27 protein-coding genes are annotated in these 26,892 nt (G+C 53.1%); 26 read left to right on the top strand and 1 reads right to left on the bottom strand.

The window, feature by feature from the left end; all coding sequences use genetic code 11:
• Positions 1-2 precede the first annotated feature (2 nt).
• From murD to NST69_RS22415, 18 genes are all read left to right on the top strand, one after another.
• Complete coding sequence (gene murD, locus NST69_RS22500; RefSeq protein ID WP_036724277.1) at positions 3-1,424, top strand: UDP-N-acetylmuramoyl-L-alanine--D-glutamate ligase; 1,422 nt, start codon at positions 3-5, stop codon at positions 1,422-1,424.
• A gap of 49 nt (positions 1,425-1,473) precedes the next feature.
• Positions 1,474-2,571, top strand: a complete 1,098-nt coding sequence (spoVE, locus tag NST69_RS22495; RefSeq protein WP_342547161.1) for a stage V sporulation protein E — start codon at positions 1,474-1,476, stop codon at positions 2,569-2,571.
• Positions 2,572-2,576: 5 nt separating this feature from the next.
• On the top strand, positions 2,577-3,692 hold the full coding sequence (gene murG, locus NST69_RS22490) for an undecaprenyldiphospho-muramoylpentapeptide beta-N-acetylglucosaminyltransferase (RefSeq protein ID WP_036724274.1): 1,116 nt from the start codon (positions 2,577-2,579) through the stop codon (positions 3,690-3,692).
• Positions 3,693-3,877: 185 nt separating this feature from the next.
• Positions 3,878-5,161, top strand: a complete 1,284-nt coding sequence (murA, locus tag NST69_RS22485) for a UDP-N-acetylglucosamine 1-carboxyvinyltransferase (RefSeq protein ID WP_036724272.1) — start codon at positions 3,878-3,880, stop codon at positions 5,159-5,161.
• Positions 5,162-5,226: 65 nt separating this feature from the next.
• Positions 5,227-5,991, top strand: a complete 765-nt coding sequence (locus tag NST69_RS22480) for an FtsQ-type POTRA domain-containing protein (RefSeq protein ID WP_036724271.1) — start codon at positions 5,227-5,229, stop codon at positions 5,989-5,991.
• A gap of 326 nt (positions 5,992-6,317) precedes the next feature.
• On the top strand, positions 6,318-7,580 hold the full coding sequence (gene ftsA, locus NST69_RS22475; RefSeq protein ID WP_036690197.1) for a cell division protein FtsA: 1,263 nt from the start codon (positions 6,318-6,320) through the stop codon (positions 7,578-7,580).
• A 63-nt stretch (positions 7,581-7,643) separates the two neighbouring features.
• Positions 7,644-8,762 carry a cell division protein FtsZ gene (ftsZ, locus tag NST69_RS22470; protein WP_036724269.1) on the top strand — a complete coding sequence of 373 codons (1,119 nt, stop codon included), beginning with the start codon at positions 7,644-7,646 and terminating at the stop codon, positions 8,760-8,762.
• A gap of 125 nt (positions 8,763-8,887) precedes the next feature.
• A complete protein-coding gene (locus NST69_RS22465) occupies positions 8,888-9,739 on the top strand; it encodes an Rpn family recombination-promoting nuclease/putative transposase (RefSeq protein ID WP_342547160.1) in 852 nt (283 codons plus the stop codon).
• Positions 9,740-10,052: 313 nt separating this feature from the next.
• On the top strand, positions 10,053-11,009 hold the full coding sequence (gene spoIIGA, locus NST69_RS22460) for a sigma-E processing peptidase SpoIIGA (protein ID WP_036724267.1): 957 nt from the start codon (positions 10,053-10,055) through the stop codon (positions 11,007-11,009).
• 19 nt (positions 11,010-11,028) lie between these two features.
• Positions 11,029-11,751 carry an RNA polymerase sporulation sigma factor SigE gene (gene sigE / locus NST69_RS22455; protein WP_036690190.1) on the top strand — a complete coding sequence of 241 codons (723 nt, stop codon included), beginning with the start codon at positions 11,029-11,031 and terminating at the stop codon, positions 11,749-11,751.
• A gap of 78 nt (positions 11,752-11,829) precedes the next feature.
• On the top strand, positions 11,830-12,612 hold the full coding sequence (sigG, locus tag NST69_RS22450) for an RNA polymerase sporulation sigma factor SigG (protein WP_036690188.1): 783 nt from the start codon (positions 11,830-11,832) through the stop codon (positions 12,610-12,612).
• Positions 12,613-12,778: 166 nt separating this feature from the next.
• Positions 12,779-13,123, top strand: coding sequence for a YlmC/YmxH family sporulation protein (locus NST69_RS22445; protein ID WP_209871931.1), 345 nt, complete (start codon positions 12,779-12,781; stop codon positions 13,121-13,123).
• 115 nt (positions 13,124-13,238) lie between these two features.
• Positions 13,239-14,096 carry a peptidoglycan editing factor PgeF gene (pgeF, locus tag NST69_RS22440; protein ID WP_036724264.1) on the top strand — a complete coding sequence of 286 codons (858 nt, stop codon included), beginning with the start codon at positions 13,239-13,241 and terminating at the stop codon, positions 14,094-14,096.
• Positions 14,097-14,100: 4 nt separating this feature from the next.
• Entirely contained in the window at positions 14,101-14,796 is a 696-nt protein-coding gene (locus tag NST69_RS22435; protein WP_342547159.1) for a YggS family pyridoxal phosphate-dependent enzyme, read from the top strand.
• Positions 14,796-15,239 carry a cell division protein SepF gene (gene sepF / locus NST69_RS22430; RefSeq protein ID WP_036690181.1) on the top strand — a complete coding sequence of 148 codons (444 nt, stop codon included), beginning with the start codon at positions 14,796-14,798 and terminating at the stop codon, positions 15,237-15,239. Before NST69_RS22435 ends, sepF begins: the two co-directional genes overlap by 1 nt.
• Before the next feature lie 7 nt (positions 15,240-15,246).
• Complete coding sequence (locus tag NST69_RS22425) at positions 15,247-15,516, top strand: YggT family protein (protein WP_036724260.1); 270 nt, start codon at positions 15,247-15,249, stop codon at positions 15,514-15,516.
• Positions 15,517-15,520: 4 nt separating this feature from the next.
• Positions 15,521-16,303: a YlmH/Sll1252 family protein gene (locus NST69_RS22420; protein ID WP_342547158.1), complete on the top strand. Its 783-nt coding sequence runs from the start codon at positions 15,521-15,523 to the stop codon at positions 16,301-16,303.
• 131 nt (positions 16,304-16,434) lie between these two features.
• Entirely contained in the window at positions 16,435-16,920 is a 486-nt protein-coding gene (locus NST69_RS22415) for a DivIVA domain-containing protein (protein ID WP_036690176.1), read from the top strand.
• Positions 16,921-17,023: 103 nt separating this feature from the next.
• Here NST69_RS22415 and NST69_RS22410 read toward each other — a convergent pair whose 3' ends face one another.
• The gene (locus NST69_RS22410) at positions 17,024-17,467 is read right to left on the bottom strand and encodes a hypothetical protein (protein WP_036724258.1); all 444 of its coding nucleotides are present in this window, start codon (positions 17,465-17,467) and stop codon (positions 17,024-17,026) included.
• 111 nt (positions 17,468-17,578) lie between these two features.
• Between NST69_RS22410 and NST69_RS22405 the strand changes: the two genes are divergently transcribed.
• The 8 genes from NST69_RS22405 to NST69_RS22370 all read left to right on the top strand — a co-directional run bounded on the left by NST69_RS22405 (position 17,579) and on the right by NST69_RS22370 (position 26,891).
• Positions 17,579-18,553, top strand: a complete 975-nt coding sequence (locus NST69_RS22405; protein ID WP_342547157.1) for a glycosyltransferase — start codon at positions 17,579-17,581, stop codon at positions 18,551-18,553.
• Between the two features lie 178 nt (positions 18,554-18,731).
• Positions 18,732-19,505 carry a glycosyltransferase family 2 protein gene (locus NST69_RS22400; protein WP_342547156.1) on the top strand — a complete coding sequence of 258 codons (774 nt, stop codon included), beginning with the start codon at positions 18,732-18,734 and terminating at the stop codon, positions 19,503-19,505.
• Between the two features lie 41 nt (positions 19,506-19,546).
• Entirely contained in the window at positions 19,547-20,971 is a 1,425-nt protein-coding gene (locus NST69_RS22395; protein WP_342547155.1) for a CDP-glycerol glycerophosphotransferase family protein, read from the top strand.
• A gap of 17 nt (positions 20,972-20,988) precedes the next feature.
• On the top strand, positions 20,989-21,993 hold the full coding sequence (locus NST69_RS22390) for an SDR family NAD(P)-dependent oxidoreductase (protein ID WP_340979900.1): 1,005 nt from the start codon (positions 20,989-20,991) through the stop codon (positions 21,991-21,993).
• Between the two features lie 11 nt (positions 21,994-22,004).
• Complete coding sequence (locus tag NST69_RS22385) at positions 22,005-22,970, top strand: GDP-mannose 4,6-dehydratase (RefSeq protein ID WP_340979899.1); 966 nt, start codon at positions 22,005-22,007, stop codon at positions 22,968-22,970.
• Positions 22,967-24,163: a UDP-4-amino-4,6-dideoxy-N-acetyl-beta-L-altrosamine transaminase gene (gene pseC / locus NST69_RS22380; protein WP_342547154.1), complete on the top strand. Its 1,197-nt coding sequence runs from the start codon at positions 22,967-22,969 to the stop codon at positions 24,161-24,163. The genes NST69_RS22385 and pseC overlap by 4 nt, the downstream gene beginning before the upstream one ends.
• Positions 24,164-24,186: 23 nt before the next feature.
• On the top strand, positions 24,187-25,956 hold the full coding sequence (locus NST69_RS22375; RefSeq protein WP_342547153.1) for an N-acetylneuraminate synthase family protein: 1,770 nt from the start codon (positions 24,187-24,189) through the stop codon (positions 25,954-25,956).
• 20 nt (positions 25,957-25,976) lie between these two features.
• Positions 25,977-26,891 carry an aldo/keto reductase gene (locus tag NST69_RS22370; protein ID WP_340979896.1) on the top strand — a complete coding sequence of 305 codons (915 nt, stop codon included), beginning with the start codon at positions 25,977-25,979 and terminating at the stop codon, positions 26,889-26,891.
• The last annotated feature ends 1 nt before the right edge of the window (position 26,892 follow it).

Below are 26,892 nucleotides of genomic sequence, written 5' to 3'. Positions count from 1 at the left end.
GAATGAAACATCCGGATCTGTACCGTGGTCAAGAGGTGGTCGTCCTGGGGCTCGCCAAAAGCGGCGTCCAGGTGGCCAAGGTGCTGCACGAACACGGCGCTGTGGTGACGGTCAATGATAAAAAGGAAAGAGATCAGAGTCCCGAAGCTTCCGAACTGGAATCTTTGGGAATTTCTGTTCTATGCGGCGGGCATCCGGAGAGCCTGATCCATGAGGGTGTTCAGCTGGTTGTGAAGAATCCGGGGATTCCTTATTCGGTCGCTCCGGTGCAGCAGGCGCTGGAGCTGGGAATTGAGGTGGTGACCGAGGTAGAGGTAGCTTATCATCTCTGCGCTGCCCCGATGATCGGCATCACCGGTTCCAACGGCAAGACCACTACAACGACCTGGGTGGGTCATATGCTGGAGGCAGCAGGGATGCGCCCCATTGTGGCCGGGAACATAGGAACGCCGCTCTCTCAGGCCGCACAGGAGGCTGACGCGGACAACTGGATGGTGGTCGAGCTAAGCAGCTTCCAGCTGAAGGGCACGGAAGCGTTCCGGCCCAAGATTGCTGCCTTGCTGAATGTCGCTGAGACCCACCTGGACTACCATGGAGGCATGGAGGATTATGTAGCCTCCAAATCCAAGCTGTTCGCCAATCAGGGACCGGAGGACACCGCTGTGCTGAACTGGGATGATCCGGTCTGCCGCGAGCTGGTGCCCTATCTGAAGGCGGGCATTCTGCCCTTCTCCATGAACGAGGAGCTGGTGCAGGGCATCTTCGTCCGCCCGTCCTACGTGGCGGATACGGCAGACGAGCTGAAGCGGGTCATTATCTACCGCGATTACACGGAGAGCGAGACCGAAATAGCCGATGTCGATTCTATCGGACTTCCCGGCCGTTTCAATGTGGGGAATGCGCTGGCTGCCTGCGGCATTGCTATTGCCGCAGGAGCGGACCCGGCGGTGCTGGGTCCGGTGCTGGCTTCCTTCCGCGGGGTGGAGCACAGGCTGGAGTATGTAACAGACAAGGCAGGGGCCGCCTATTATAACAATTCCAAGGCTACCAATTCCAAAGCTACCTCCATGGCGCTGACCTCCTTCCGGAAGCCGGTCATTCTGATTGCCGGGGGCCTGGACCGCGGCTCGGATTATATGGAGCTGCTGCCTGTCCTCGGAGAGAATGTCAAAGCCCTGGTGACGCTTGGGCAGACCCGGGACAAGCTGGCGGCTGTAGCCCGGCTGGCAGGAGTAAAGACGGTCATCTCCGTCGATAATGGGGAGAGTGCCGCTGCCGTGCTGGAGCAGGCTGTGCGGGAGGCTTCCGCCTTGGCGGAAGCTGGGGATGTAGTTCTCCTGTCCCCTGCCTGTGCCAGCTGGGATATGTTTACCTCCTATGAGGAGCGCGGGCGTATTTTTAAAGAGGCGGTGCATAACCTTTAAGTAGGGGGGTGGATAAGCCCCTACTACGGATGCAAGAGGTGTGCTCCTGATGAACAAATCCCGTCATGCGCCCGATATCTGGCTGCTGCTTCCGATACTGGCTTTACTGGCTATCGGTATGGTAATGGTATACAGTGCCGGGTCCGTTCTGGGCTTCCGCAATTATGGCGATTCGTTTTATTTTGTCAAAAGACAGATGCTGTTCGCAGGCCTGGGCCTCATCGCGATGTTCATTACGGCGAACACCGATTACCTGGTGCTGAAGAGATTCGCCCGGCCGCTATTGATCGTGTGTTTCGCCCTGCTGGTGCTGGTGCTGATTCCCGGCATCGGCGTAGTGCGCGGCGGCGCGCGCAGCTGGCTCGGGATCAGCTCCTTCGGGATTCAGCCCTCGGAATTCATGAAGATGGGGATGATCCTCTTCCTGGCCAAGTGGCTCGGAACCGAGGAGTATGACATCTCCAGCTTCATGCGCGGGCTGCTTCCGCCGCTTGCACTGATCGGCTCGGCGTTCGCGCTGATTATGCTTCAGCCGGATCTTGGTACAGGCACGGTCATGTTCGGCGCGGCCCTGATGATGGTCTTCACAGCCGGGGCGCGGATGAAGCATCTGCTCTCCCTCGGCGCGCTGGGGCTGGCCGGGTTCGCCGGGCTCATTGCCGCTGCGCCGTACCGGCTGCAGCGGATCACTGCTTTCCTGGACCCCTGGTCCGATCCGCTGGGCGCCGGTTATCAGATTATCCAGTCGCTCTACGCCGTGGGTCCCGGCGGGCTGGGCGGACTGGGCTTCGGGATGAGCCGGCAAAAATACAGCTATGTCCCGGAGCCGCAGACTGATTTTATTTTCTCCATATTGGCCGAGGAGCTGGGATTCATCGGAGGGCTGGCTGTGCTGCTGCTGTTCCTGCTGCTGATCTGGCGCGGAATGAAGGTAGCCATGAGCCTGCCGGACCGCTTCGGCAGCTATCTTGCCGTAGGCATCGTCTGTATGGTGGCGGTTCAGGTCGTCATCAACATCGGTGTGGTAATCGGCCTGATTCCGGTAACCGGCATCACGCTTCCGCTCATCAGCTATGGCGGCTCATCGCTCACCCTGATGCTCACAGCTCTTGGCATTCTGCTTAATTTATCCCGTTATGCGAGGTGAAAGACATGCGTATTGTACTTAGCGGCGGCGGCACAGGAGGACATATCTATCCTGCCGTAGCCGTAGCCAGACAACTGGAATCCGAAGATGCGGATTCTGTCTTCCTGTATATAGGAGGCAAGCGAGGTCTGGAGAGCAAGCTGGTTCCCCAGGAGAATCTGCCTTTCCAGTCCATTGATATTACAGGCTTCCGCCGCAAGCTGTCGATGGATAATGTGAAGACGGTCATGCGGTTCCTGAAGGGGGTAAAAGCCTCCAAAGCTATGTTGCGCGAGTTCAAGCCTGATGTGGTTGTCGGCACCGGGGGTTATGTCTGCGGACCTGTGGTGTATGCAGCCTCCCGGCTAGGCATCCCGACGCTGATCCATGAACAGAACGCGATTCCGGGACTGACCAACCGCTTTCTCAGCCGGTATGCCAGCACGGTCGCGGTGAGCTTTGAAGGCACAGAGCCGGCTTTTCCCGGGGCCAAGAATGTAATCTATACAGGCAATCCCCGGGCCACTACGGTCATGACGGCTAATCCGCAACGCGGCTTCGCTTCACTCGGTATCCCCGAAGGAAGCACGGTGGTACTGGTTGTGGGAGGAAGCGGGGGAGCCAAGGCGATTAACCGTGCCATGATTGAAATGGCACCCTTTGTGGGTAAGGGTAATGGTGTTCACTATGTGTATGTCACCGGAGAGTCTTACTTCGAGGATACCCGCAAAGCAGTACGCGAGCAGCTGGGCGGTATTCCGAACTGGCTGCATGTCCTCCCTTACATTCACAATATGCCTGAGGTGCTGGCCTGCACTTCCCTGATCGTGAACCGGGCAGGCGCCTCTTTTCTCGCAGAGATTACCGCGCTTGGCATACCCTCTGTCCTCATTCCGTCTCCCAATGTAACGAACAATCATCAGGAAGCCAACGCCAGAGCGCTGGAAGGTGAAGGTGCGGCAGTGGTACTGCTGGAGAAGGACTTAAGCGGCGAGGCACTGTTCACAGCGGTTCAGAAGATCATCGGAGCGGATACGCTGCGTCACAGCATGTCGGAGGCCTCTAGACGCCTCGGTAAAAGAGATTCCGCCTCCCTGGTTGTCAGCGAGCTCCGCAGGCTGGCTGCAGGACGGGGACGCTAGAATCCGGGCTGACATTGTCACACACACGGAGCTCCGAACATAGGATGATCCTATAATCGTGACAATCACCCAGAGCGCTTCTTGATGTCTGAGATTCGGAAACGGAGTTCGTTCCGGCCGATTCTGCAGGACCGGGGTGCAGGAAGTGCTTACGGTGGGTGAGCGGTAATCTCGGAGGTGATACATTGGACAAATTGGTGATTGAGGGCGGAAACCCCCTGTCAGGCACCATACGTATCCATGGAGCAAAAAATGCGGCACTGCCGATTCTGGCAGCCAGCCTGCTGGCCGAAGGAGTTCACTCACTGCATAATGTGCCGAAGCTGCTGGACATCGAAACGATGCTGCATATTCTGCAGCGGCTGGGCTGCAGGACAGTACATGAAGAGGAGACGGTCACCGTCGATACGTCCTTTCTCCTGACCTCTCATGTTCCGGAGGACCTGATGCGGCAGATGAGATCCTCCATATTCCTGATGGGCCCGCTTTTGGCCAAGTTCGGGGAAGTGACGATCTATCAGCCGGGGGGCTGTGCCATCGGGGAGCGCAAGATCGACCTCCACCTGCAGGGCCTGAAGCTGCTCGGGGCAGAGATTGAGGAGACGGGCGGCCGGATCTGCTGCCGGGCTGCTAGCTTGAGAGGCTGTGATATCCATCTGGATTATCCCAGCGTGGGCGCCACGGAGAATATCATGATGGCCGCCGCCATGGCCGAGGGCACGACCACCGTCTCCGGGGCAGCGAGAGAGCCGGAAATCCAGGACCTGCAGAACTTCCTCAATGCGATGGGGGCACAGATTATCGGCGCAGGGACGGATACGATCACCATTCAGGGTGTCCGCAAGCTCCATGCCTGCAGCTATGAGGTGATCCCCGACCGGATTGTTGCCGGAACCGTGATGATCGCCGCCGCCGCCACGCGGGGCAATGTGACGCTGACACACACCAATGCAGGACATTTGACCTCCCTGATCCACATCCTGAGGCGCGCCGGTGTTCAAATTACAGTGTGCAATGATATAATTAATATCAGCTGTATGGGACGTCCCCGTGCGGTTGAGCGAATTGTTACCTCTCCGTATCCGTCCTTTCCTACGGACCTGCAGTCTCAGGTTATGGTTCTATTGTCCCTGGCGGAAGGATTCAGTGTGATTAAAGAAACGGTGTTCGAAGGGCGCTTCAAGCATGTGGAGGAGATGGCCCGGATGGGAGCCGATATCTCCATTGATCTGAACAGGGCATTCATACGCGGCGTTAAGAGGTTGTATGGGGCAACGGTTGAGGCTACTGACCTGCGGGCAGGAGCAGCCCTTGTAATCGCCGGGCTGGCTGCTCAGGGAACGACTATTGTAGAGCAGGCGCATCATATTGACCGGGGATATGACGGCATCGAATTATTGTTTCAAAAGCTGGGGGCGCGCATTAGCCGCAAGGTGCCGGTGCCTGACCCGCTGGATTTGGCCAATTAAAGCTCCCTGTCTCCTTCGGCGTAGCCGTGAGGAAGGAGACAGGGCCTTATTACGGAGATATGAGAATGCCAAAAACGCGAATACCTCTTTTGAAAGAGGACAAGCCTAGCAAGAGAAAAAACCGTAAAATCATCATCATCCTGGCACTGCTGTTTACTGCGCTGCTGGCTGTAATCTTCTTCCGTTCGTCGATCAGCAAGATTACAGCCATTGAAATGCAGGGGGATAAATATACGTCCCGTGAGCAGCTGCTGGCTGCAAGCGGCCTGAAGATCGGAGGACAGTTCTTCGCAGTCTCCGGAGATTCCGTGGGGGAGGCACTGGAGAAGCTGAATACGGTTCAGGAGGCGCAGGTCAGCAAGAAGTTCCCCGGTGTGGTTACGATCACTGTGAAGGAGTACCCGGCGGTTGCTTATGAACTGGACCAGGCAGGCGTGCTGGAGGCTATTCTGTCAAGCGGAGCCGCCGTCTCTGTGACGGATACCGGAATTGCTGTAGAGAAGCCGATATTGACTAACTGGAAGGCTGACGATCCTTATAAGACCAAGCTGTGCCAGGCGCTGGCCGGCATTCCGAATGAGCTGACCAGTGATATATCGGAGATTGTACCTTCTCCGACGTTATCTTTTCCTGACCGGATCAAGCTCTACACACGTTCACGCTTTGAGGTCATAACGGCCATTTCACTGCTGAAGGATAAAGTAGGCTATTTGAATCAGGTGATTCAGACGGAGGAGCCGGGACTGATCAAAATGCTGGAGGCTGATTCCTATGTTCCCTTCCATTCTGAAGCTGGGGACACCGGAGAAGACGCAGATGCACAAGAGTAAATAGTCCCTACTAATAGAGCGGAATAAATGCTACAATCTGTTTTACGGGTAATAAGCAATATCCCTCTTTTTTCTGCGGATTTTTTGAGATGCAATCCAGGATATAGCCGCTGTTCTCTTGTTTTTCTTATTTGAATGTCAGGTGCTGATCCCGCTAAGCGGAGAGCATCTGCCTGCACGTGAATACCTTGTCATATTATTCCTCTCAAAAAATTTGTTGAAAAAAGAGGGAAAGGATTAGGGATGTTGAATATGTACAGAGATGTTTCCCGCGACCGGGATCAAAGACATGTTTATTATGATTATAACAGGAGGTGCCATAGGGCTTGAGCAACAATGACATCATTGTTAGTTTGGACATCGGTACATCCAAAGTTCGGGCAATAATCGGGGAAGTTACTAGTGGAACCTTCAATATTATTGGCGTTGGATCTGCTGATTCGGAAGGGATACGCAAGGGTGCGATTGTAGACATCGATCAGACTGTGCAATCGATCAGGAGTGCCGTAGAGCATGCGGAGCAAATGGTCGGTATTCAAATATCCGAGGTGTATGTCGGCATATCCGGCAATCATATCGGCCTGCAATCCAGCCACGGCGTAGTTGCCGTTCAGAATGAGGACCGTGAGATCGGCGAAGATGACATCGACCGCGTAATCAAGGCAGCGGAGGTTATTGCACTCCCGCCGGAACGCGAGGTCATTGATGTTGTCGCCAAGCAGTATATCGTCGACGGCCTAGAAGGCATTCAGGACCCGCGCGGAATGATTGGCGTCCGCCTGGAAGTGGAGGCCACGATCATTACCGGTGCCAAGACCCCCATACATAATCTGCTCCGCTGCGTGGAGAAATCAGGTCTGAAGGTTAAAGATCTTGTCCTTATGTCTCTCGGGGCTGGCGGATTAGCGCTCTCCAAAGATGAGAAATCGATGGGTGCTGTACTGGTGGATATAGGTGCCGGACAAGCCACGATAGCCGTATATGAAGAAGGTTCCCTTAGTGCAACCTCCACGATTCCGATCGGAGGAGAATTCATAACCAATGATATTGCGTATGGACTTCGGACACTTACCGACCAGGCCGAGAAGGTCAAGCTGAAATACGGCTGTGCCTGGATCGACGATGCCGCTTCGGAGGTCGTCTTCAAGGTCCTGCGTATCGGCAGCAATGTAGAGAAGGAATTCAACCAGGAAGATCTGGCTGCGATTATCGAGCCGAGAGTCCAGGAAATCTTCCACCTGATCCGCCAGGAAGTGAAGCGGCTTGGTTATACGGAGCTCCCGGGAGGTTATATACTTACGGGTGGCACAGTATCGATGCCTGGGGTGCTTAAGGTAGCCCAGAACGAGCTGGCAGCCTCCGTACGGATCGCTGTTCCGGATTATATTGGAGTACGCGACCCCGGCTTCACCGGCGGCGTAGGCATTCTTCATAATGTGGTACGTAACTACCGCGGACGGAGCAGCGGGGGAAGTGCCAACAAGAAGACCGTTAACCGCAGCAAGCAGAGCGCAGCGCCGGTTCAGGATTCTTCCAAGAAGCCGGGTCTGGTGGAACGACTAAAGAATATGTTTAGCGAGTTCATATAAGTGTAATCCAGATATACTTGGACTGGCCATCCAAGCACTACTCGAGGGGGAGATGGAAACAATATGTTGGAATTTGATTTTGAAATGGAGAGTTTGGCGCAAATAAAAGTCATCGGCGTCGGCGGCGGCGGAAGCAACGCTGTGAACCGGATGATTGAAAATGGCGTTCAGGGTGTTGAGTTCATCACGGTTAATACAGACGCCCAAGCGCTGCATATGGCCAAATCGGAGCATAAATTACAAATCGGAGATAAATTGACCCGCGGACTTGGCGCAGGAGCGAATCCTGAGGTCGGCAAGAAGGCGGCAGAGGAATCCCGCGATCTGATCTCGAATACGCTGAAGGGCGCGGATATGGTCTTCGTTACCGCAGGCATGGGCGGCGGTACCGGAACAGGCGCAGCGCCTGTCATTGCCGAAATCGCCAGAGAATGCGGAGCATTGACGGTAGGCGTCGTGACCCGCCCGTTCACTTTTGAAGGCAGAAAACGTGCCAACCAGGCAGAGCTTGGAATCGAAGCGCTCAAGGAAAAGGTTGATACGCTGATTGTGATTCCGAATGACCGCCTCCTGGAAATTGTGGATAAGAAGACTCCAATGCTCGAAGCCTTCCGTGAAGCGGACAATGTACTCCGTCAGGCGGTACAAGGCATCTCCGACCTTATTCAGGTTCCCGGCCTGATCAACCTTGACTTTGCCGATGTAAAGACGATTATGACGGAGCGCGGTTCAGCGCTTATGGGCATCGGGATTGCCACCGGCGAGAACCGGGCATCTGAGGCGGCCCGCAAGGCGATTATGAGCCCGCTGCTTGAAACCTCCATCGAAGGTGCGCGCGGCGTCATTATGAATATTACAGGCGGCTCTAACCTCTCCCTGTACGAAGTGAATGAAGCCGCCGAGATTGTTACCTCTGCTTCGGACCCTGAAGTGAATATGATCTTCGGTGCCATTATCGAAGAGAGCATGAAGGACGAGATCAAGGTTACGGTTATTGCGACCGGTTTTGAACACAAGCCTTCTCCCATAGCTCCTGTACGCCGTCCTGCGGCAAACAGCGAACCATCTGCTGATAATAAGAGCAAGAGTGAGAATCTTCGTCCATTCGGGAATCAGACAAGCTCTGATCAGCTGGATATTCCGACCTTCCTGCGCAACCGGACACGCGGCAATAATGATTAAGAGCCATTAATAGCGATTATAGCTTTGACTGTTACGGAAGCACCGTATCACGCAGCTTTGAACTGCGGGGTATGGTGTTTTTTTGCTTTTCAGGCTGTATAATAACGTTAACGGGAGACGATACCATGGAAATGCTGGACCCCCGGGTGGATTTTGTATTTAAGCGGATATTTGCAAGCGAGGGCAACAAGGATGTACTGCTCGCTTTTCTGAACCGGATATTCTTGGATGCGGGCGATCTTCCGCTGGAGGAAGTAGTGCTGCTTAATCCTTATACGGATAAGGATGATCCGCTGGATAAGCAGGCGATATTTGATATATGGGCGAAGACGGTTGACGGCAAGCTAATCAACATCGAGATGCAGCTTTTCAACAAATATGATATTGAGAAACGCACGTTGTATTATTGGAGCAAACGGTATGCCGGCCAGCTTCAGGTCAACGGCAAATATATTGATCTCAAGAAGTGCGTGACGATCAACATTCTGAATTACAAGGTGCTGCCTAATGAGCATACACACAGTGTATTTCATTTGCGGGAGGACAGCAGCGGAGCGCCGCTGACAGACGATATCGAGATTCATTTCCTGGAGCTGCCCAAGTTGAACCAGCCGCTTATACCCGGCGAGGGCGGCCTTGTGAACTGGCTGTTATTTCTAAAAGGGATTGACTACTCTGATTGGGAGGTGCTGCAAATGAACGAGCCAGCCTTGAAGAAGGCGATGGAGACGCTGGAATTTCTGAGCCAGGACTCGGAGGCCCGTCGTAAATATGAGGACCGCCAGAAGTTTCTGATGGACGAAGCCTCGCAGCGGGATGGTGCGCTTAGGGAAGGCTTCGCCAAGGGTACGGCGGCAGGTGAGCTAGAAGCCAAACGGGTAATAGCAAAGAATCTCCTGTCTATGGGAATGGATCGTGCTTCAGTGCAGAAGGCAACCGGACTCTCCGAAGAAGAGTTGAAATCTATCAACAATTAAATACGATACGCATGAAGCCAGCCGCTTAGGGTTGGCTTTTGTTGAAATATAAGAATTTATATGTTCCACGCTATACATTATCCTTCTATTTCTCGCTGAAACGGTACCGTCCTTTTAAAGGACGGCAAAGCCGTTTCCACTTGTGTGCTGATGTTCCTCTCAAGGCCCATAACTCGACAAAAAAACTGCAAGAACGCCCCCCATGTTTAGACAGACTTTGGATGCGGGAGTTTCTATACTAATCTTATCGTCTAAAAAGAGAGCCTGCACCCCGGCCTCCGGATAGATATCCGCTTGCAGGCAGGTGAGAGCGATGGTTGTGTATATTGACTTGATTTTTGCCGCCAATCTGCTGATCGACGGAGTCCTGCTGTGGCTGACAAGCTGGCTGGTGAAGCACAAGGTATCCTGGTGGCGCCTGACTCTCTCAGCGCTGGCGGGTGCACTCTATGTCGTCATGATGTTCGTACCGGAGCTGTCCTTTCTGTATACCTTTCTCGTCAAATTCGGTTTATCGGTTTTGATGATCTGGATAGCCTTTGGATTTAGAAGTCTGCAAAGCTATCTTCGGGCATTTGGGGCGTTTTATATCATTAATTTTGCGGCGGCGGGAGGGATCATAGGCGTTCATTATCTGCTGCAAAGCTCTGGTGACCTCTGGAAGGGCATGATCTTCACCTCATCGGGAGGCCAAGCTTACCGGCTGAAGATCGGGTTCTGGTTCGTGCTTGCCCTGCTTCCGCTGGTACTGCTGCTCTTCAAGCTGATCCAGTCCTCCCGCCGGCACAGAGAGCAGCTGGATTCCTATATCGGGGAAGTGACAGTGGAGATCGACGGAGTGTCGGTTACCTGCCCCGGACTGCTGGATACCGGGAACCGGCTCAGCGATCCGCTGACGAGGATTCCGGTGATGGTGATGGAAGCCTCGCTGTGGGAGGGCCATTTGCCGGCTTCCTGGAAAGGGAGGCTGACCCAGACGGGTGCAGATACACTTGTACTGGAAACGGACGGGCAGTCGTTCGCCTGGCAGGACAGAGTGCGGCTGGTGCCGTACAGAGGCGTCAACCGCGGGGCATCCTTCATGCTCGCGCTGAAGCCGGATAAGGTGAGGATAGAGCTTGGCGGTGATACCTTTTGCAGCACAAGGGTACTCATCGGGCTGGATGGCGGGACACTGTCGGGAGACGGCGCGTACCGGGCGGTCATACATCCTGACCTGACCCATAAAGAGAGTGCTCCAGAAGCACCGGCTGACAAGGTGATGGGCTAAGTAACCTATAGGAGGAACAATAATGGTCAAATTCAAGCTTGTGCTGCAACTGCAGTATTACCGCATGCTGTTTCTGCTCGGTCTGAAGAGCCAGGAGATTTATTATATCGGGGGAAGTGAAGCGCTGCCGCCGCCGCTGACACGCGAGGAGGAGGAATTTCTGCTCCAGCGGCTCTCCAGCGGGGATGCGGCCGTCCGGGCCATGCTGATTGAGCGCAACCTGCGGCTGGTGGTCTACATCGCCCGGAAATTCGAGAACACCGGCATTAACATCGAGGATCTGGTATCTATTGGCGCGATTGGACTCATTAAGGCGGTCAACACCTTTGATCCGGAGAAAAAAATCAAGCTGGCCACCTACGCCTCGCGCTGCATCGAGAATGAGATTCTGATGTATCTGCGGCGCAACAGTAAGACCAGAAGCGAGGTTTCTTTTGATGAACCGCTGAATATTGACTGGGACGGCAACGAGCTGCTGCTCTCGGATGTGCTGGGCACGGAGAACGATACCATCTACCGGAACATCGAAGAGCAGGTGGACCGTAAGCTGCTGCAGAAGGCGCTGGAGAAGCTTAGCGAGCGGGAACGGCTGATTATGGAGCTGCGGTTCGGACTAAGGGGCGGCGAGGAAAAAACGCAAAAGGATGTGGCCGATCTGCTGGGCATCTCCCAATCTTATATTTCGCGCCTGGAGAAACGAATTATCAAGCGGCTGCGCAAGGAGTTCAACAAGATGGTGTAAGTGATGAAAGCTGAGGAATAAAATGCCGGACCGGGGAGATAATGTACAGTAATGTTTCTCCTTGGGAGGTTAATCATCATGACCCGAAATAAAGTCGAGATTTGCGGTGTGGACACCGCCAAGCTGCCTGTTCTCACGAACGTGGAAATGCGGGCATTGTTCACTTCGCTGCAGCAGCAGGGCGAGCGATCCGCCAGAGAGAAATTGGTAAATGGCAACCTCAGGCTTGTGCTAAGTGTGATTCAAAGGTTCAATAATCGTGGAGAGTTCGTGGATGATTTGTTTCAGGTAGGCTGCATCGGACTCATGAAAGCCATCGATAATTTCGATTTATCGCAGAATGTCAAGTTCTCCACCTATGCGGTGCCGATGATCATCGGAGAGATCCGCCGCTACTTGCGGGATAACAACCCGATCCGGGTATCCCGCTCCCTGCGCGACATTGCCTATAAGGCGCTGCAGGTGCGTGACAGCCTGACGAACCAGAATTCGCGGGAGCCGACGATCTTCGAAATATCTGAAGCGCTCGGCGTTCCGAAGGAGGATGTTGTCTTCGCCCTTGATGCGATTCAGGACCCGGTATCCCTGTTCGAGCCGATCTATCATGACGGCGGGGACCCGATCTATGTGATGGATCAGATCAGTGACGACAAGAATAAGGATGTCTCGTGGATTGAGGAGATTGCACTCCGGGAGGCCATGCAGCGGCTGGGGCAGCGGGAGAAACGCATTCTGTCGATGCGCTTCTTCGAAGGCAAGACCCAGATGGAGGTCGCCGACGAGATTGGCATCTCACAGGCCCAGGTCTCACGGCTGGAGAAATCAGCGATCCAGCAAATGCAAAAGCATGTAAAGTCCTGACCACAATCTATAAATGAGCGGAGGATATTCCGGATAGCGGCAACTAGCGGCTAGCCGGAATATCCTTTTATATGTCCGGGGCGCTAAGGCTCTGGAATACAGTCATGCGGCCAAGCCCTAAGGACATATACTTAAGCTATAGGTCTGAATGTACAGGGGTGGCAGGATGATTGAGGAAACGTCAGCTTCAGGTAAAAAGATGAAAATCTCCGATTTTCAAACCAAAGATGTAATCAATATTGTTGACGGTAAACGGCTGGGCCAGATCAGCGATCTGGAGCTGGATTTGCGTAGAGGCGTCATTGACGCTGTGATTGTCCCGGGGTACACCAGATTCATGGGGCTGTTCGGCGGCGGCGCCGATCTGGTGATTCCGTGGCGGAATATCGTGAAGATCGGTGCGGATGTCGTGCTCGTGAAGCTGGAGGAGCCCCGCATACCGCAGGGACAGGAAGACCGCGAGATGATGTACCTGGATCGGCCGGACCGCAGTGAACGGCGCACTTATTAATGAGGTGCGTCTTTTTTCTGCGGATATGGGTATAGTCATAGGGTGGGTTGAGAAATGGACGGTGTGGGCTGAGTTTGTGGGGTGGAGTGTGGTACACTTAAGCGGAGGTGAAGAGATGGAACCGTTTATGCAAAATGGTACAGCGCCCATGCTGCTGCATCTGGAGCCGTGGCGTGAGCCGTATAGGAGCATTACTGCAGGCTTCACCGGCAGAGCAGGCGGGAGCGGAACGAAGCCCTATGACAGCTTCAATTGTGCTTTTCATGTAGGCGATGATCCGGCGGATGTGCTGGCTAACCGCAGCCTGCTGGCTGCGAGTCTGGGATTCCGGCTGGCCGACTGGACCTGCGGGGAACAGACCCACGGCAAAGAGATCGCAGTCATTACAGAACAGGAACGCGGCCGGGGCAGCCTGGACCGGGCCTCTGCCTTTCAGGCCACTGACGGGCTGCTGACGAATGTGCCCGGGGTGCTGCTGACTTCTTTTTACGCTGATTGTGTGCCGCTGTTCTTCCATGATCCGCTGAACCACGTGGTAGGGCTGGCGCATGCAGGCTGGAAGGGGACCGTGGCGGAAATCGCGGCGGCGATGGTGGAGCGCATGGGACAGACGTACGGGACCCGTCCAGAGGACATACAGGCCGCTATAGGGCCTTCCATCGGAGACTGCTGCTATGAGGTGGATGATTACGTGATGGACCCTGTCCGCCGGCTGGAGGCCAGGCTGAACCTGCCGGATGCGGCGGAAGGCGCACGGGCTGTATATAGACCATCGGAGACAGACAGCAGCAAAATGATGCTGAACTTGAAAGAATTGAATCAACGCATTATGATAAAAGCAGGAATATTGCCGACTCATATCGAATGTACAACTTGGTGTACAAGCTGTAACAGTGATCTGTTCTTTTCGTACCGGAAGGAAAACGGGGTCACTGGGAGAATGACGAGCTGGATCGGAATAAAGGAGAGTTGACATTTTGGCCTCGCTACAAGAAAGAATAGCCACTACCCGGGAACGTGTCGCACGGGCCTGCGCGGCCAGCGGCCGGGATTCCAGTGAAGTGAAGCTGATTGCGGTAACGAAATACGTATCGCTGAATACGGTTGCCGCTGTGCTGGAGGCAGGTCTTGAGGAGATCGCCGAGAGCCGCTGGCAGGATGCGGAGCCGAAATGGAATGCGCTTGGACATAAGGGAATCTGGCACTTTATCGGGCATTTGCAGACGAATAAAGTGAAGGACGTTATCGGTAAATTTCAATATATTCACTCTCTGGATCGGCTGTCGCTGGCCAGGGAGCTGCATAAGAAGGCGGAAGCTGCAGGACTTGATGTGAAAGTGTTCCTGCAGGTGAATATTTCAGGCGAGGATACCAAGTTCGGCCTGGCGCCGGAAGCGGTGGAGGACTTCCTGAGGGAGATCGCCCCGCTTGACCGGGTGAAGGTCATCGGCCTGATGACGATGGCCCCTCACGAGGAAGACCCCGAGGCGACCCGGCCGGTATTCCGCGGACTCCGCGAGCTGCGTGACCGCCTGAATCTCCTGGGCTTGACACCTGAGCCAATAGAAGAGCTGTCGATGGGCATGTCGAATGACTTTGAAGTGGCGATACAGGAAGGAGCCACCCGGGTACGCCTGGGAACGGTATTAGTAGGTCATGAGGAGGGAGAATGATGGGCGTGATGAACCGATTTATGAGTTTCTTGGGCTTGCAGGAGGAAGAGGAGATTGTGGAACGGGAGCAAATCTCCCGTGATGAGGATGAATACGAACCCGCCCCTGTAGAAACACGCAAGAATCAGAGGGCCAACGTCGTCAGCATTCATTCCCAAAAAAATGTGAAGGTTGTGCTCTACGAGCCGCGTTCGTATGATGAGGCGCAGGAGATTGCCGACCATCTGCGTTCACACCGCACGGTAGTAATTAACCTGCAGCGGGTGCGCAATGACCAGGCGATGCGGATTATCGATTTTCTCAGCGGAACTGTTTATGCTCTGGGTGGAGGAATATCCAAAATTGGGGGCAATATATTTATGTGCACACCGGACACCGTGGAGATTCAAGGCTCCATTACCGAGATCCTGGGTGACGAGCAAGACTACAATCGAATGAGGTGAGCAGGGTTTGAATGAAATATCTTCAATTATAGACATCCTATTTCAGATTTACTATTATATGATCCTCGTATACATTCTGATGTCCTGGCTGCCGAATCTGCGTGAAAACTTTATCGGTGAGCTGCTGGGCAAGCTGGTGGAGCCGTATCTGGCACCGTTCCGGAGGATTATTCCTCCGCTATTTGGAACGCTGGATATTTCCCCGATTGTCGCGATTATCATGCTGCGCTTTGCCGCAGTCGGGCTTCACTCTATCGTAGCCTCGGTCTTCGGCTAATCCGATGAAGAATGAAATCTACGGGCATTTCCACCCGGATGAGAAGCCGTTTGTGGACAAGGCCTGGGAGTGGGTTACGAATGCCGGAGAGTATCATGAGACGAAGCTGACCGAATTCCTGGACCCCCGTCAGGCCTATATTCTGCAGAGTCTGGTGAACCGCCATCCCGATGTGATTGTGCGTTGGGAGGGCGGTTCTTCGGATGCCGAACGGAAGCGGGGGCTGGTGGCTCCGGATTATCGTGACCTCACAGATGAGGATATGGAATTAAGCGTGCTGAATATCACCTCCGGCGAACAGAAATTTCTCTCGCTGGAGCATGGGGATTATATGGGAGCAATCCTGGGACTTGGCATCAAAAGAGGCAAGATCGGTGATATTCATGTGCTGGAAGACGGCTGTCATGTAGTGGTGGCTGCTGACATCGCGGATTACCTGTCCATCCATTTGACCGGTGTACACCGGATTAATGTCAGTACCGAGATCCTGCCGTTATCGGGTCTGCGCAGCAGTGAAGTCAAGCTGGAGACGATGGAGTTCACAGTGGCTTCCCTCCGGCTTGACGGGATTGCAGCGGATGTCACGCGGCTCAGCCGGAGCAAGATTCTGGCCCCGATCAAGGCCGGGCGCGTCCGGGTGAATTGGAAGGTCGAGGAAGATCCGTCCTGTTCGCTGAAGGACGGGGACATGGTCTCGATCCAGGGCTTCGGACGGTTCAAGGTGCTGGAGATCGGCAGCTTGACGAAGAAGGGCCGTTACCGGATTTTGGTAGGCAAATTTGTCTGAAGTCTTTGCAGGATTACAGCTGTGCTTGTCGAAATTGATAACTTCAGGGAAATATGGACATTTAGCAGGCCGTGCGCCGGTAATTGTCTTTCATCTATAATCTTCACCGAAATTTCTAGGAGGTGCACAGCATGCCATTAACACCGCTCGATATACATAACAAGGAATTCTCCCGGAGAATCCGCGGTTATGACGAAGATGAGGTCAATGAATTTCTGGATCAGGTGATTAAGGATTACGAGAGTGTGATCCGGGAGAACAAGGAACTGCACAACCAGTTATTAACCCTTCAGGAACGCCTGGATCATTTCGTGAATATTGAAGAAAGTCTGTCCAAGACCATTCTTGTAGCCCAGGAGGCTGCGGATGATGTGAAAAACAACTCCAAGAAGGAATCCCAGCTGATCCTCAAGGAAGCGGAGAAGAACGCCGACCGGATTATCAACGAAGCGTTGTCCAAATCCCGCAAGGTGGCGATCGAGACCGAGGAGCTGCGCAAGCAGGCTTCGATCTACCGTACCCGGTTCCGGACGCTGCTGGAAGCCCAGCTGGAGCTGCTGTCCCAGGATGACTGGAATGCGCTGGAGAGTCGTGAGGTTAGTGAGAACGCGCTCTGAGCAGGTAACCGCTCAGATGCATACAAAAACTCCTTAGTAGAAGTTAATCTTGTTTGCTTTAGTGCAAATAAGACTTCTACCAAGGAGTTTTTTTGTATAGCCTTTATACAGTGGCGATTACCTTTCCGGTGATGAGGATAGGGCCTCTTAAGGTGATATCTCCTTGAAGATCCTCCAGGTTAGTAGCAAATACCTGAATCGCATAATATCCTTCGGGCAGATCGGTAAGAATGGTCTGGAACATGGTGGTCATCCGCAGTGGTTCGTCTTCATCGTTCGAGATGGAGGATTGCTGGGCACTGCCGACCAGGATGCCATCCACAAGGACTTCAAGCAGGAGCTTGGGCTGATCGGGCGGAGTAGCAAATACGTTCGTTACCTCCCAGCCAACGGTAGTAGTGAGTTCTACATAATTGCTTGGAGCAGGAGGAATTGCCATACCGAATTCTAATATCAGAGTTGGTGTGGCAGGGACTGGAATCATAATAACTCCGGTGCTTAGATTGGTATGGAAACTTCTTGCATATTCAACTAATGTTTGCGCCATATTTTCACCTCCAATTTGATCATAATCACATCATATGGTTTTCATGGATATTATGCTTGGGGCGACATCCTATTCTTTGGAAAATTGGGAGTTTATAAGGGAGGAATATATTTGAATATTCTATTTATTACCTCAGGTTTCCGGGCCGTCTATTACTTTTTTGAGCAGAGTATAATAGAAGCCTTTTCGAAGGCCGGCCATCGTTGTGAATCTTTCACGCTAAAGAGTGGCTTGGATGCGCTAAAGCTTAAGCAGCAGTCCCTGCAGCCGGATCTGATTCTGGTTCTGGCCGGCCTCAAAATCACAACGCTTGTACTGGAATTCATACAACAAACCAAAGGGAAGTCAGCGATATGGCTGACCGAAGACCCTTATTATATGGATTGGACCGTTTCGCTCATCCCTTATTTTGATTACATCTTCACCATCGATCAAGCCGCATTGGAACAGTACAGACAGCTTGGTCATCCCCATGTCAATCATCTGCCACTGGGCACAGATCCCTGCCTGTTTCATCCCTCAGAGGTCTCTGAAGAGTATGAAAGTGATATTTGTTTAGTAGGTGTACCCTACAGTAACCGCATAGAGCTTATCGAATTCTTACTCCAGAGAGCCGATTACCGGATTCAAATTGTGGGGAGAGGGTGGGGCAGGTATTACAATGAATGGGTGAAGCAGCCCGGCCAGACTATAGAGCTGGTGAACGCCTGGGTGAAGCCCGAAACAGCCGTGAATTATTATAATGGCGCTAAGATTGTGCTGAATATCCACCGGCCCTCCGCTGAGAAGTACAACCGGAACCGGGCGGGGATCATCGCAACAAGCATCAACAACCGCACTTTCGACGCGGCCAGCTGTGAAGCGTTTCAGCTTACAGACTATAGAAGCGGGCTCCGTCATCAATTTGAGGAAGGAAAACAGGTGGTTTCGTATCAGGATAAGCATGATTTACTGCAGAAGATCCATTACTATATGGCACATGACGATGAGCGCAAGCGGATCGCTGAAGCAGCGAGGCAGCAGGTGCTGGCCGCCCATACTTTTGAACACCGGGTGCATGATTTGTTAATGAACGTGCAAGCTTGATAGACGGATTTACCGGACCTAATTGACGCCTTACAGTTATTCTGTTAGGCGTTTATTCAGGTTGCCCATAGATTCAAAGGAGCATTCTGTCCTCCATTTGAAAATTTAGTCTTCTAACCTATACCGTTTCGAAGAAGGATACATATGATAGCAAGTAAACAGCGAGGGAGGTATTCGATTGCCAAAAGTTACGATCATTATGACCAGCTACAATAAGGCCGCATATGTCGCAAAGTCCATTGAATCCATTCTGAATCAGACGCTTACAGATTTTGAATTCTACCTGATGGACGATAACTCGAATGAAGAAACTCTCAAAGTGATTGAGCCCTATCTGAAGGATAAGCGCATCCACTTCATTCAGAGCAACATTCAGACACTGGCACAGAGAGTGGAGAAGGTCAGATATTCCGCGCTGATTAATCAAGCCCTGTATCAAGCAAAGGGAGAGTATATTTCCTATGCTACGGATGACAACTGTTACAGAAATACTAGACTTGAGCAGATGGTGGACTATCTGGAGGAGAACCCCGAGGTCATGATTGCCTACTCTGCATCGCTGGTCAACTACTTGAATGAACACAATGAAGTGACCCGCAGCCAGTTAAGACCGGCCAAAAAAATCGTTTCGGTGGCCCCTTGCGTCATCGATCATTGCTCCATCCTGCACAGAAGCTCCATTCTTCCTGTCATTCATGACAAGTTCGGGTCCTACTGGGATGAGAATCCGGAGTTCTATAGAATTGGCGACGGCCGTTTCTTCTGGCGGCTCAACCAGTTCTGGGACTTCTACCCGGTGGATGAGGTTCTGGATGATAACTATATCACCGAGCTGTCCATTCACTTTCAATTGCAGCACCAGGAGAAGAGCCAGTTCATCCAGATGCTTCCCCCGCAGCGAACCTGCAAGGAGCTGAGAGAAGAGCTGAAATTAGTGCAGCAGAAGAAATAAAAAAGCTGCCAAAACCGGTGCATGAAGAAGGAGGAAACGGATTGTCTATCTATCTGTCCAATTACTGGTCGCTCTACAGTGAATTTATCCATGCTGCACAGGAGCTGAAGTACAGGAGTATCCCTCTGGCCCTGATGACGAACTTCTATCAGCAAATCAATGATGAGCTTAGAAGCGAGATGGGAAGCAGTGATTTTAAGCTGAAGCTGGAGCATTCCGGCATTCATGAACAGGATCAGATTCAGCCTTTTTTTGAAACGATGGTTGCGCCGCTCTATCAGTCTGTGAAGTCCAATCTGAAGGGCAAAATACTGATTAATCTGGACTATATCAGAATGTCGGAGCAAACGATCAGCGAGCATTTCAGCGGAGATTCGGCCATGATTCTATCCCGCTCCAGAGCGGATGAGCTATTTGGCATCCCCAATGTATACAGCCTGGGCTACAAGCAGGACACCAAAGCTGCGGCGGAAGAGCTGGTCCAGCGGGCGGCAGACCTCTTCGCTAAGGCCGAAGGACATCCTGCGTTCAGCAATGAATTCTTCACCCAGACCTTCCTAAGCCGGATCCCTACCATTGTAGACACCATTGAAATGGTGTTTAATCTCTACAATGACCTGCCGGTAGCCGCTGTAATGGTAGGTACGACAGAAGATGTTGCCAGCCGGACACTTGCCGTCGTTGCAGGGATTAAGGGGATTCCCAGCGTATGTCTGCAGCACGGAATACTGATGGGGGAAGAGGCGTTTATCCCTGTTTTCTCCAGTCATGTTGGAATCTATGGGCAATACGAACACGACTGGTATACGAGAAGAGGGCTTGAAGCGGAGCGAATTGTGATCACCGGCCACCCTCGTTATGATGATATCTTTACGGCACAGCATACCCCCAAAGATTCGTTCCGGGAGACCTACCAGCTTGACCCTCATAAAGTCACCTTACTAATCGCTACCGGACCAACGCTCGATGAATACAAGATCCGCACCCTGCTTACCCAGTTGGCCTCACATCCGCAATTCCAGTTGATTATTAAGCCCCATCCCTGGGAGCTGTCCAAGAAGCTGATCTCGCTGTATACCGAGTATGAAGAAGAATATAGCAATGTTCATGTGGTTACCGACCGAAAGGCTGATACCCGTGAGCTGATTATGAAATCGGACGCTGTGATCGCCACCCTCTCCACGGTTGCCCTCGAAGGCCTTTTGTTCGATAAACCCGTATTTGTCTACAAATTCATTCAGGCTAACCGTGAATATGATTACTATGATGCTCTTGATCCCTATATTCAAAAAGAGCCGGCTGATCTGACCCGAATGGTGGCCCATTATTTCTCCAGCAATAAAGAGAAAGTAAACTACAAGGCTGTGAAGGATAAGTTCTTGCAGCAATCCTATCAGATTGAGCAATCCGGCCGGAGACTTGCCGAATTAATGGACCGCCTGATCCAGGGAAGACCCAAGCTATGAACAGGGGGGAGGAGGAGATGTTCTTCCGGAACAAGAAAATTCTGGTCATTGGCGGAACCGGCACCATCGGGAAAAGCATTGTGAAGCTTATCGCAGAGCAGGAGCCTGAAGTCATCCGGATTCTCAGCAGAGATGAATATAAACAATTTGAGCTGCAGAATGAACTGAACGGAAATCCAAGGCTGCGCTACCTGATTGGCGATGTTCGTAATTATGACCGTGTGCTGGCTGCGATGGAGGGGATAGATTATGTGTTCCATACCGCAGCTATGAAGCATGTATCCTTCTGTGAATATAACCCGTTCGAGGCTGTACTTACGAATATTATCGGCACTCATAACGTGATTCAGGCAGCGAAGCAGCAGAAGGTACGCAAGGTCGTTTTTACAAGCACAGATAAGGCCATTTCGCCGACCAACAACTACGGGGCCACCAAGCTGTCTGCTGAGAAGCTGATTTCCTCTGCTGTCACCTCGGGAGCCCCTGGCCAAACGGTGTTCTGCACTGTGCGGTTCGGGAATGTGATGGGCTCCAGAGGGTCTGTCATTCCCTTGTTTGTGAAGCAGGCGAGAGAAGGCAGAGCGATCACCGTAACAGATCTGTCGATGACCAGATTCATGATGACGCTGGAGCAGGCGACCCGGCTCACCGTTCAGTCCCTGCAGCTGGCGAAGGGTGGTGAGACTTTTATTCTGAAGATGCCGGTGATCAGGCTGAAGGATCTGGCTGAAGTTGTAGGCGAAGAGGCGCAGAAGAAATACGGGACCCGCCCGTCTGCGGTGAACATTCTGGAGATTGGCCTGAAGCCGGGTGAGAAGAGGTACGAAGAGCTGATGACCCACGAGGAATCCTTAACCGCTTATGAATTAAAGGATGTATACATTGTCCCTTCCCCCTATGCTGCACCGCAGTCCTACCGGGAAGCAAGCAGGCCGAAGCCGGGCACCTACAGCTCCGAAGGAGAGATCCCGCTGACCAAGGAGCAGGTAAGGAAGCTGGCATTGGAACAAAAACTAATCTAGTGGAGGCTACTATGAATATACTCGTAACCGGAGGTACAGGGTTCATCGGCAGATGGGTCGTTGGACGTTTGTTAAAGGATGGACAAAGTGTCTGGGTGATCGATAATCTGGCGAACTCATCCCTGGATAATCTGAAAAAGTATGAGGATAACGAGCATTTGCAGAAGGTGCAGATCATGGACCTCAAGGACAGAGCAGCCTTGAAGGAGCTTTTCCGCGAGACCTCCTTCGACCTGTGCTACCACCTGGCGGCAAGCATAAACGTGCAAGACAGCATTGATGATCCTGAAACCACGTTCAATAATGATACGCTGGCCACCTTCTATCTGCTCGAGGAATGCCGCAAGCAGCAGGTGAAGATGGTCTTCATGAGTACCTGCATGGTCTATGCCAGAGCCAATGATGAGCAGGGAATTGACGAGCAATCCCCCATCAAGCCAGCCTCGCCTTACGCCGGTGCCAAGATTGCAGCGGAGAATATGGTCCTGTCCTATTTCTACGCTTATGATCTGCCGGTGGTCGTTGTAAGACCGTTCAACACCTATGGTCCCTATCAGAAAACCGGGGGCGAAGGCGGCGTCGTGGCGATCTTCATTCACAGCAAATTAAAAGGCGAGCCGCTGAATATCTACGGAGACGGCACCCAATCACGGGATCTATTATACGTGGGGGACTGTGCAGATTTCGTGGTGGAGGCGGGCTACAGCGATAAGCTGCATGGAGAAATTGTCAATGCAGGCACGGGTGAGGATATCACCGTTAATCAATTGGCCGAGCTTATTGCAGACGGGCAGGCCCCCATCCATCACGTTCCGCATATTCACCCGCAGAGTGAGATCCAGAAGCTGTTATGCAATTACAACAAGGCGGAGAAGCAATTGTCCTGGACGCCTAAGGTTACCATTCAAGAGGGCATCCGGCGGACAGAGCAGTGGATTCTTGAGACCTTTCACCGAAAGGAGCCGAACCAGTCATGAGAAAAAGCAAACTGGCCATTGACGGCGGGAAGCCTGTACGTGCCCACTACTTGCCGTATGGGAGACAGATGATCGATGACGAGGATATTGAGTCCGTGGTCAAGGTGCTGCAAAGTGATTACTTGACCAGCGGGCCGGCCATTGAGCAATTCGAAGCAGAGATCGCAGCGTTTACAGGGGCGAAACATGCGGTGGCTTTCTCCAGCGGAACAGCAGCGTTGCATGGAGCTTGTTATGCCGCAGGGATCGGTGAAGGGGATGAGGTGATTACAACCCCGATGACGTTTGCCGCCACGGCGAACTGTGTGCTGTATCAGGGGGGCGTACCGGTATTCGCCGATATCGATCCGCGGACGTATAACCTTGATCCGCAGCGGATCAGGGAGAGCATTACCGCGCGGACGAAAGCGATTATCCCGGTCCACTTCACCGGCCAGCCGGCGCAGCTTGATGAGATTCTGCAGATTGCCCGGGAGCATAATCTGATCGTGATCGAAGATGCCGCCCATGCGCTTGGTGCAAGATATAAGAATACAAGCATTGGGGCTATCGGGGACATGACCATGTTCAGCTTCCATCCTGTAAAGCATATAACAACGGGAGAAGGCGGAATGATTACGACCAATAACCCGGTGTATTATGAGAAGCTGCTGCAGTTCCGCACCCACGGGATCACCAGGGATGAGCGCAAGTTAAGGGAGAACCACGGACCCTGGTATTATGAGATGCAATTCCTCGGGTACAACTACCGGATTACAGATATCCAGACCTCACTCGGTATCTCCCAGCTGCGCAGAATCGGAAGCTTCATTGAGAAGCGCAAGCAGCTTGCAGCCTTGTATCTGCAAGAGTTGAGCGGGACTGAAGAGCTTATTCTGCCGCATCAGCTTCCGGAGGCGGAGTCGAGCTGGCACCTGTTCATTGTCAGACTTCAGCTATCGAAGCTGAAGGCCACCCGCAAGACGGTCTTTCAGGCGCTGCAAAAGGAGAACATCGGAGTGAACGTCCACTACATCCCCGCCTATCTCCATCCGTACTACGAAAGCTTGGGGTTCCGCAAGGGAATCTGTCCGGTTGCTGAAAGCTGCTACGAGGAATTCATTACGCTGCCGTTATATGCGGGCATGGACCCCGAAGATGTGATGGATGTGGTCGCCGCGGTCAAGAAGGTGATCCGCCACTACTCCAAGTGAAAATAGAGAAGGGAGTGATTAATGTGGCCAAGGCAAAAGTGATTGCCGAGATTGCCAATGCCCATATGGGCGACCCCGGCCGGCTGCGGGAGCTGATCCTCGCAGCCGCACGCAGCGGTGCAGACGGAGTGAAATTTCAATGGTTCCATTACGACAGCCTAGCGGTGCCGGATTTCATCCATTATCAGACGTATATCAATTTGTTCATCGGCAAGCAGCAATGGGCGGAAGCGGTACAGCTTGCCAAGGCTGCGGGGCTGGAGGTATGGATAGATGTCTATGACGAATGGGGTGTCGGGCTTCTCGCGGAGCTTGAATCGCAGGTAGACGGCTTGAAATTACCCACAACCGTCTTACAGTCGCTCCCCTTGATAGAAGCCCTGCACAGGTTCGATAAGCCCTTACTTATCGGTGTAAGCGGCTGGCTGGAGGAAGAGATGGATTCCCAATTAGCCTACATCCGGGGTCATTTCAAAGGTCCCATCGTGCTGATGCACGGCTTCCAGGGCTATCCGACCCGGACGGAGGATTCCAATCTGAGCAGGATCGCCCATATTAAGCAAACCTATCAGCTGGAGGTGGGCTTCGCGGACCATGAGGATGCTGATCATGAAATGGCGGTCGATCTTCCGGTCTATGCCTATCTGCTGGGGGCCAGTGTCATTGAGAAGCATATCACCCTGAACCGTGCGGAGAAGGGCATTGACTATTATTCGGCGCTTACGCCGGAGGAATTCGGGCGGATGGTGGATAAGCTGCGCCGGGCAGAGTGTGTACAGGGCAGTCTCGAAATTAAGGAATCGGAAAGAAGGTACCTGGAGGATTCCTCTCTGAAGATCGTCTCCCGTACGGAGCTGCGCCCGGGTGAAATGATCACGCCTGCGAATATATGCTATAAGCGTTCCTCTATGCCAGATGCCCTCATGGCGCGCAATGCTTCGGTGCAATTCCCTATGATTGCAACGGCAGCAATACCAGCGAACACACCCATCACGCCCGGGAAGGTAAAAACACCCAAAATCTGCATCGCCGTCATCTGTAGATTGAAATCTACCAGGCTCCGCCGCAAGGCGCTGCGCGAGATTCACGGCATTCCAGCCATCGAGAGATGCCTGATGAATTGTCTGGCCGTTCCGGGCGGCTATGAGGTGGTTCTGGCCACCTCGGATCTGCCGGATGACCAGCCGCTTACGGCGTTCACCCTGAACCATCAGGTGAAGATAGTAACCGGAGACCCGGACAATGTGGCTGCAAGAATGCTGAGCGTGGCAGAAGCGGCCCAGGCGGATATCGTGGTCCGTGTGACCGGCGACAATCCGGCTATTTCCCCGGAGATGCTTCAGCTTCTGATCGACCGGCATCTGGCAAGCGGTGCAGACTTCACCTACGCCAAGGAGTCGACCATGGGGACGGTCGGGGATGTTTTTACCGTTGAAGCGCTGAGAAGGCTGCTGCACTATTCAAATCCGCTTACGCATGCGGAGTATTTGTCCTTTTACTTTTTCAACAATCCAAATCTCTTCAACCTTAATGCTGTGGACCTTCCTGCGGAGTGGGTGCATCCCGAGTGGCGGTTAACCATGGATGAGCTTCAGGATCTGGAGCTGTTCAAGGCGATCTACCAGGCGCTGGATGTGGGGGCAAGACCGCTGTACTTCGAAGAATTGAAGGCATTCCTGCAGGGCCACCCTGAGATGGCTGAGCGCAACAGGGGCATTCAGGTGAAATGGCGGGATGATACGGAGCTGGTCAAGGAGCTGAATGAAGCAACCACCCTGAAGAAGAGACCATAACGTTAGCGAGGCTACGGAAGATGATGAATAAAGCCAGGCTTGTGCTGGGTACAGCCCAGTTAGGCGGAAATTACGGGATTGCGAATACAGCTGTCAATTTCTCTGGGCAACAGAGGAATGAGCTGCTCCAATATGCCCTCTCCTCGGGGATCGGTTATTTGGATACCGCACCGGGATACGGGGACAGCGAGTCTATCATCGGAGATTGCCTGGAAGATGCAGATCCGCAGAGCCGGCCGCAGATTGTGACGAAGCTCCCTTCCGTCCAGCGGTTAGGACTGCACACGGAGGAAGCGCGGAGGAGGTTCGTCACCTCTTCCGTCCGCTCTTCCCTGAACCGGCTGAAGTGCTCTGCGCTGGATGTCTGTCTCTTGCATGATCCGCTCGATCTGACTTACCAGGGCGGCGAAATTCTGCGAATACTGCAGGAGCTGAAGCAGCAGCAGCTGATCCGCAGAATCGGCGTATCCGTGTATGATGCGGAGGATATTGCGAATTTTATGCGCGAGGAAGACCTGGACAGCATTCAAATTCCGCTGAATGTGCTGGACCAGAGATGGATAACGAATGGAATGCTGGAGCGGCTCGCCCGGAAGGGCACAGAAATCTTCGTCCGCAGTGTCTATCTGCAAGGCCTGCTGCTGATGGCACCGGAGCAGCTTCCAGCGGGGCTGAAGCAAGCGGAGCAGCCGTTGTTACGATTAGTCAGGTACAGCGAGGAAACCGGGATACCGGTTAAAGAGCTGTGCTTCCTCTATGTGAGGGATCTTCCGGGGATATCCGGGCTGGTGATTGGTTGCGAGAAGGTGGAACAGGTGCAGGAGAACCTGCGGATGATGGCGTTGCCCCCTCTAAGCCGGGGAGTGAGGCAGAAGCTTGGTGAATCCTTTACGGATATTCCTGTAGAGATCATTGACCCCAGGAGGTGGAAGTAAC

This window comes from Paenibacillus sp. FSL P2-0089 (assembly GCF_038595095.1).
Lineage (GTDB): Bacteria > Bacillota > Bacilli > Paenibacillales > Paenibacillaceae > Paenibacillus_AQ > Paenibacillus_AQ silagei.
This window is presented reverse-complemented; position numbering and strand designations above follow the sequence as displayed.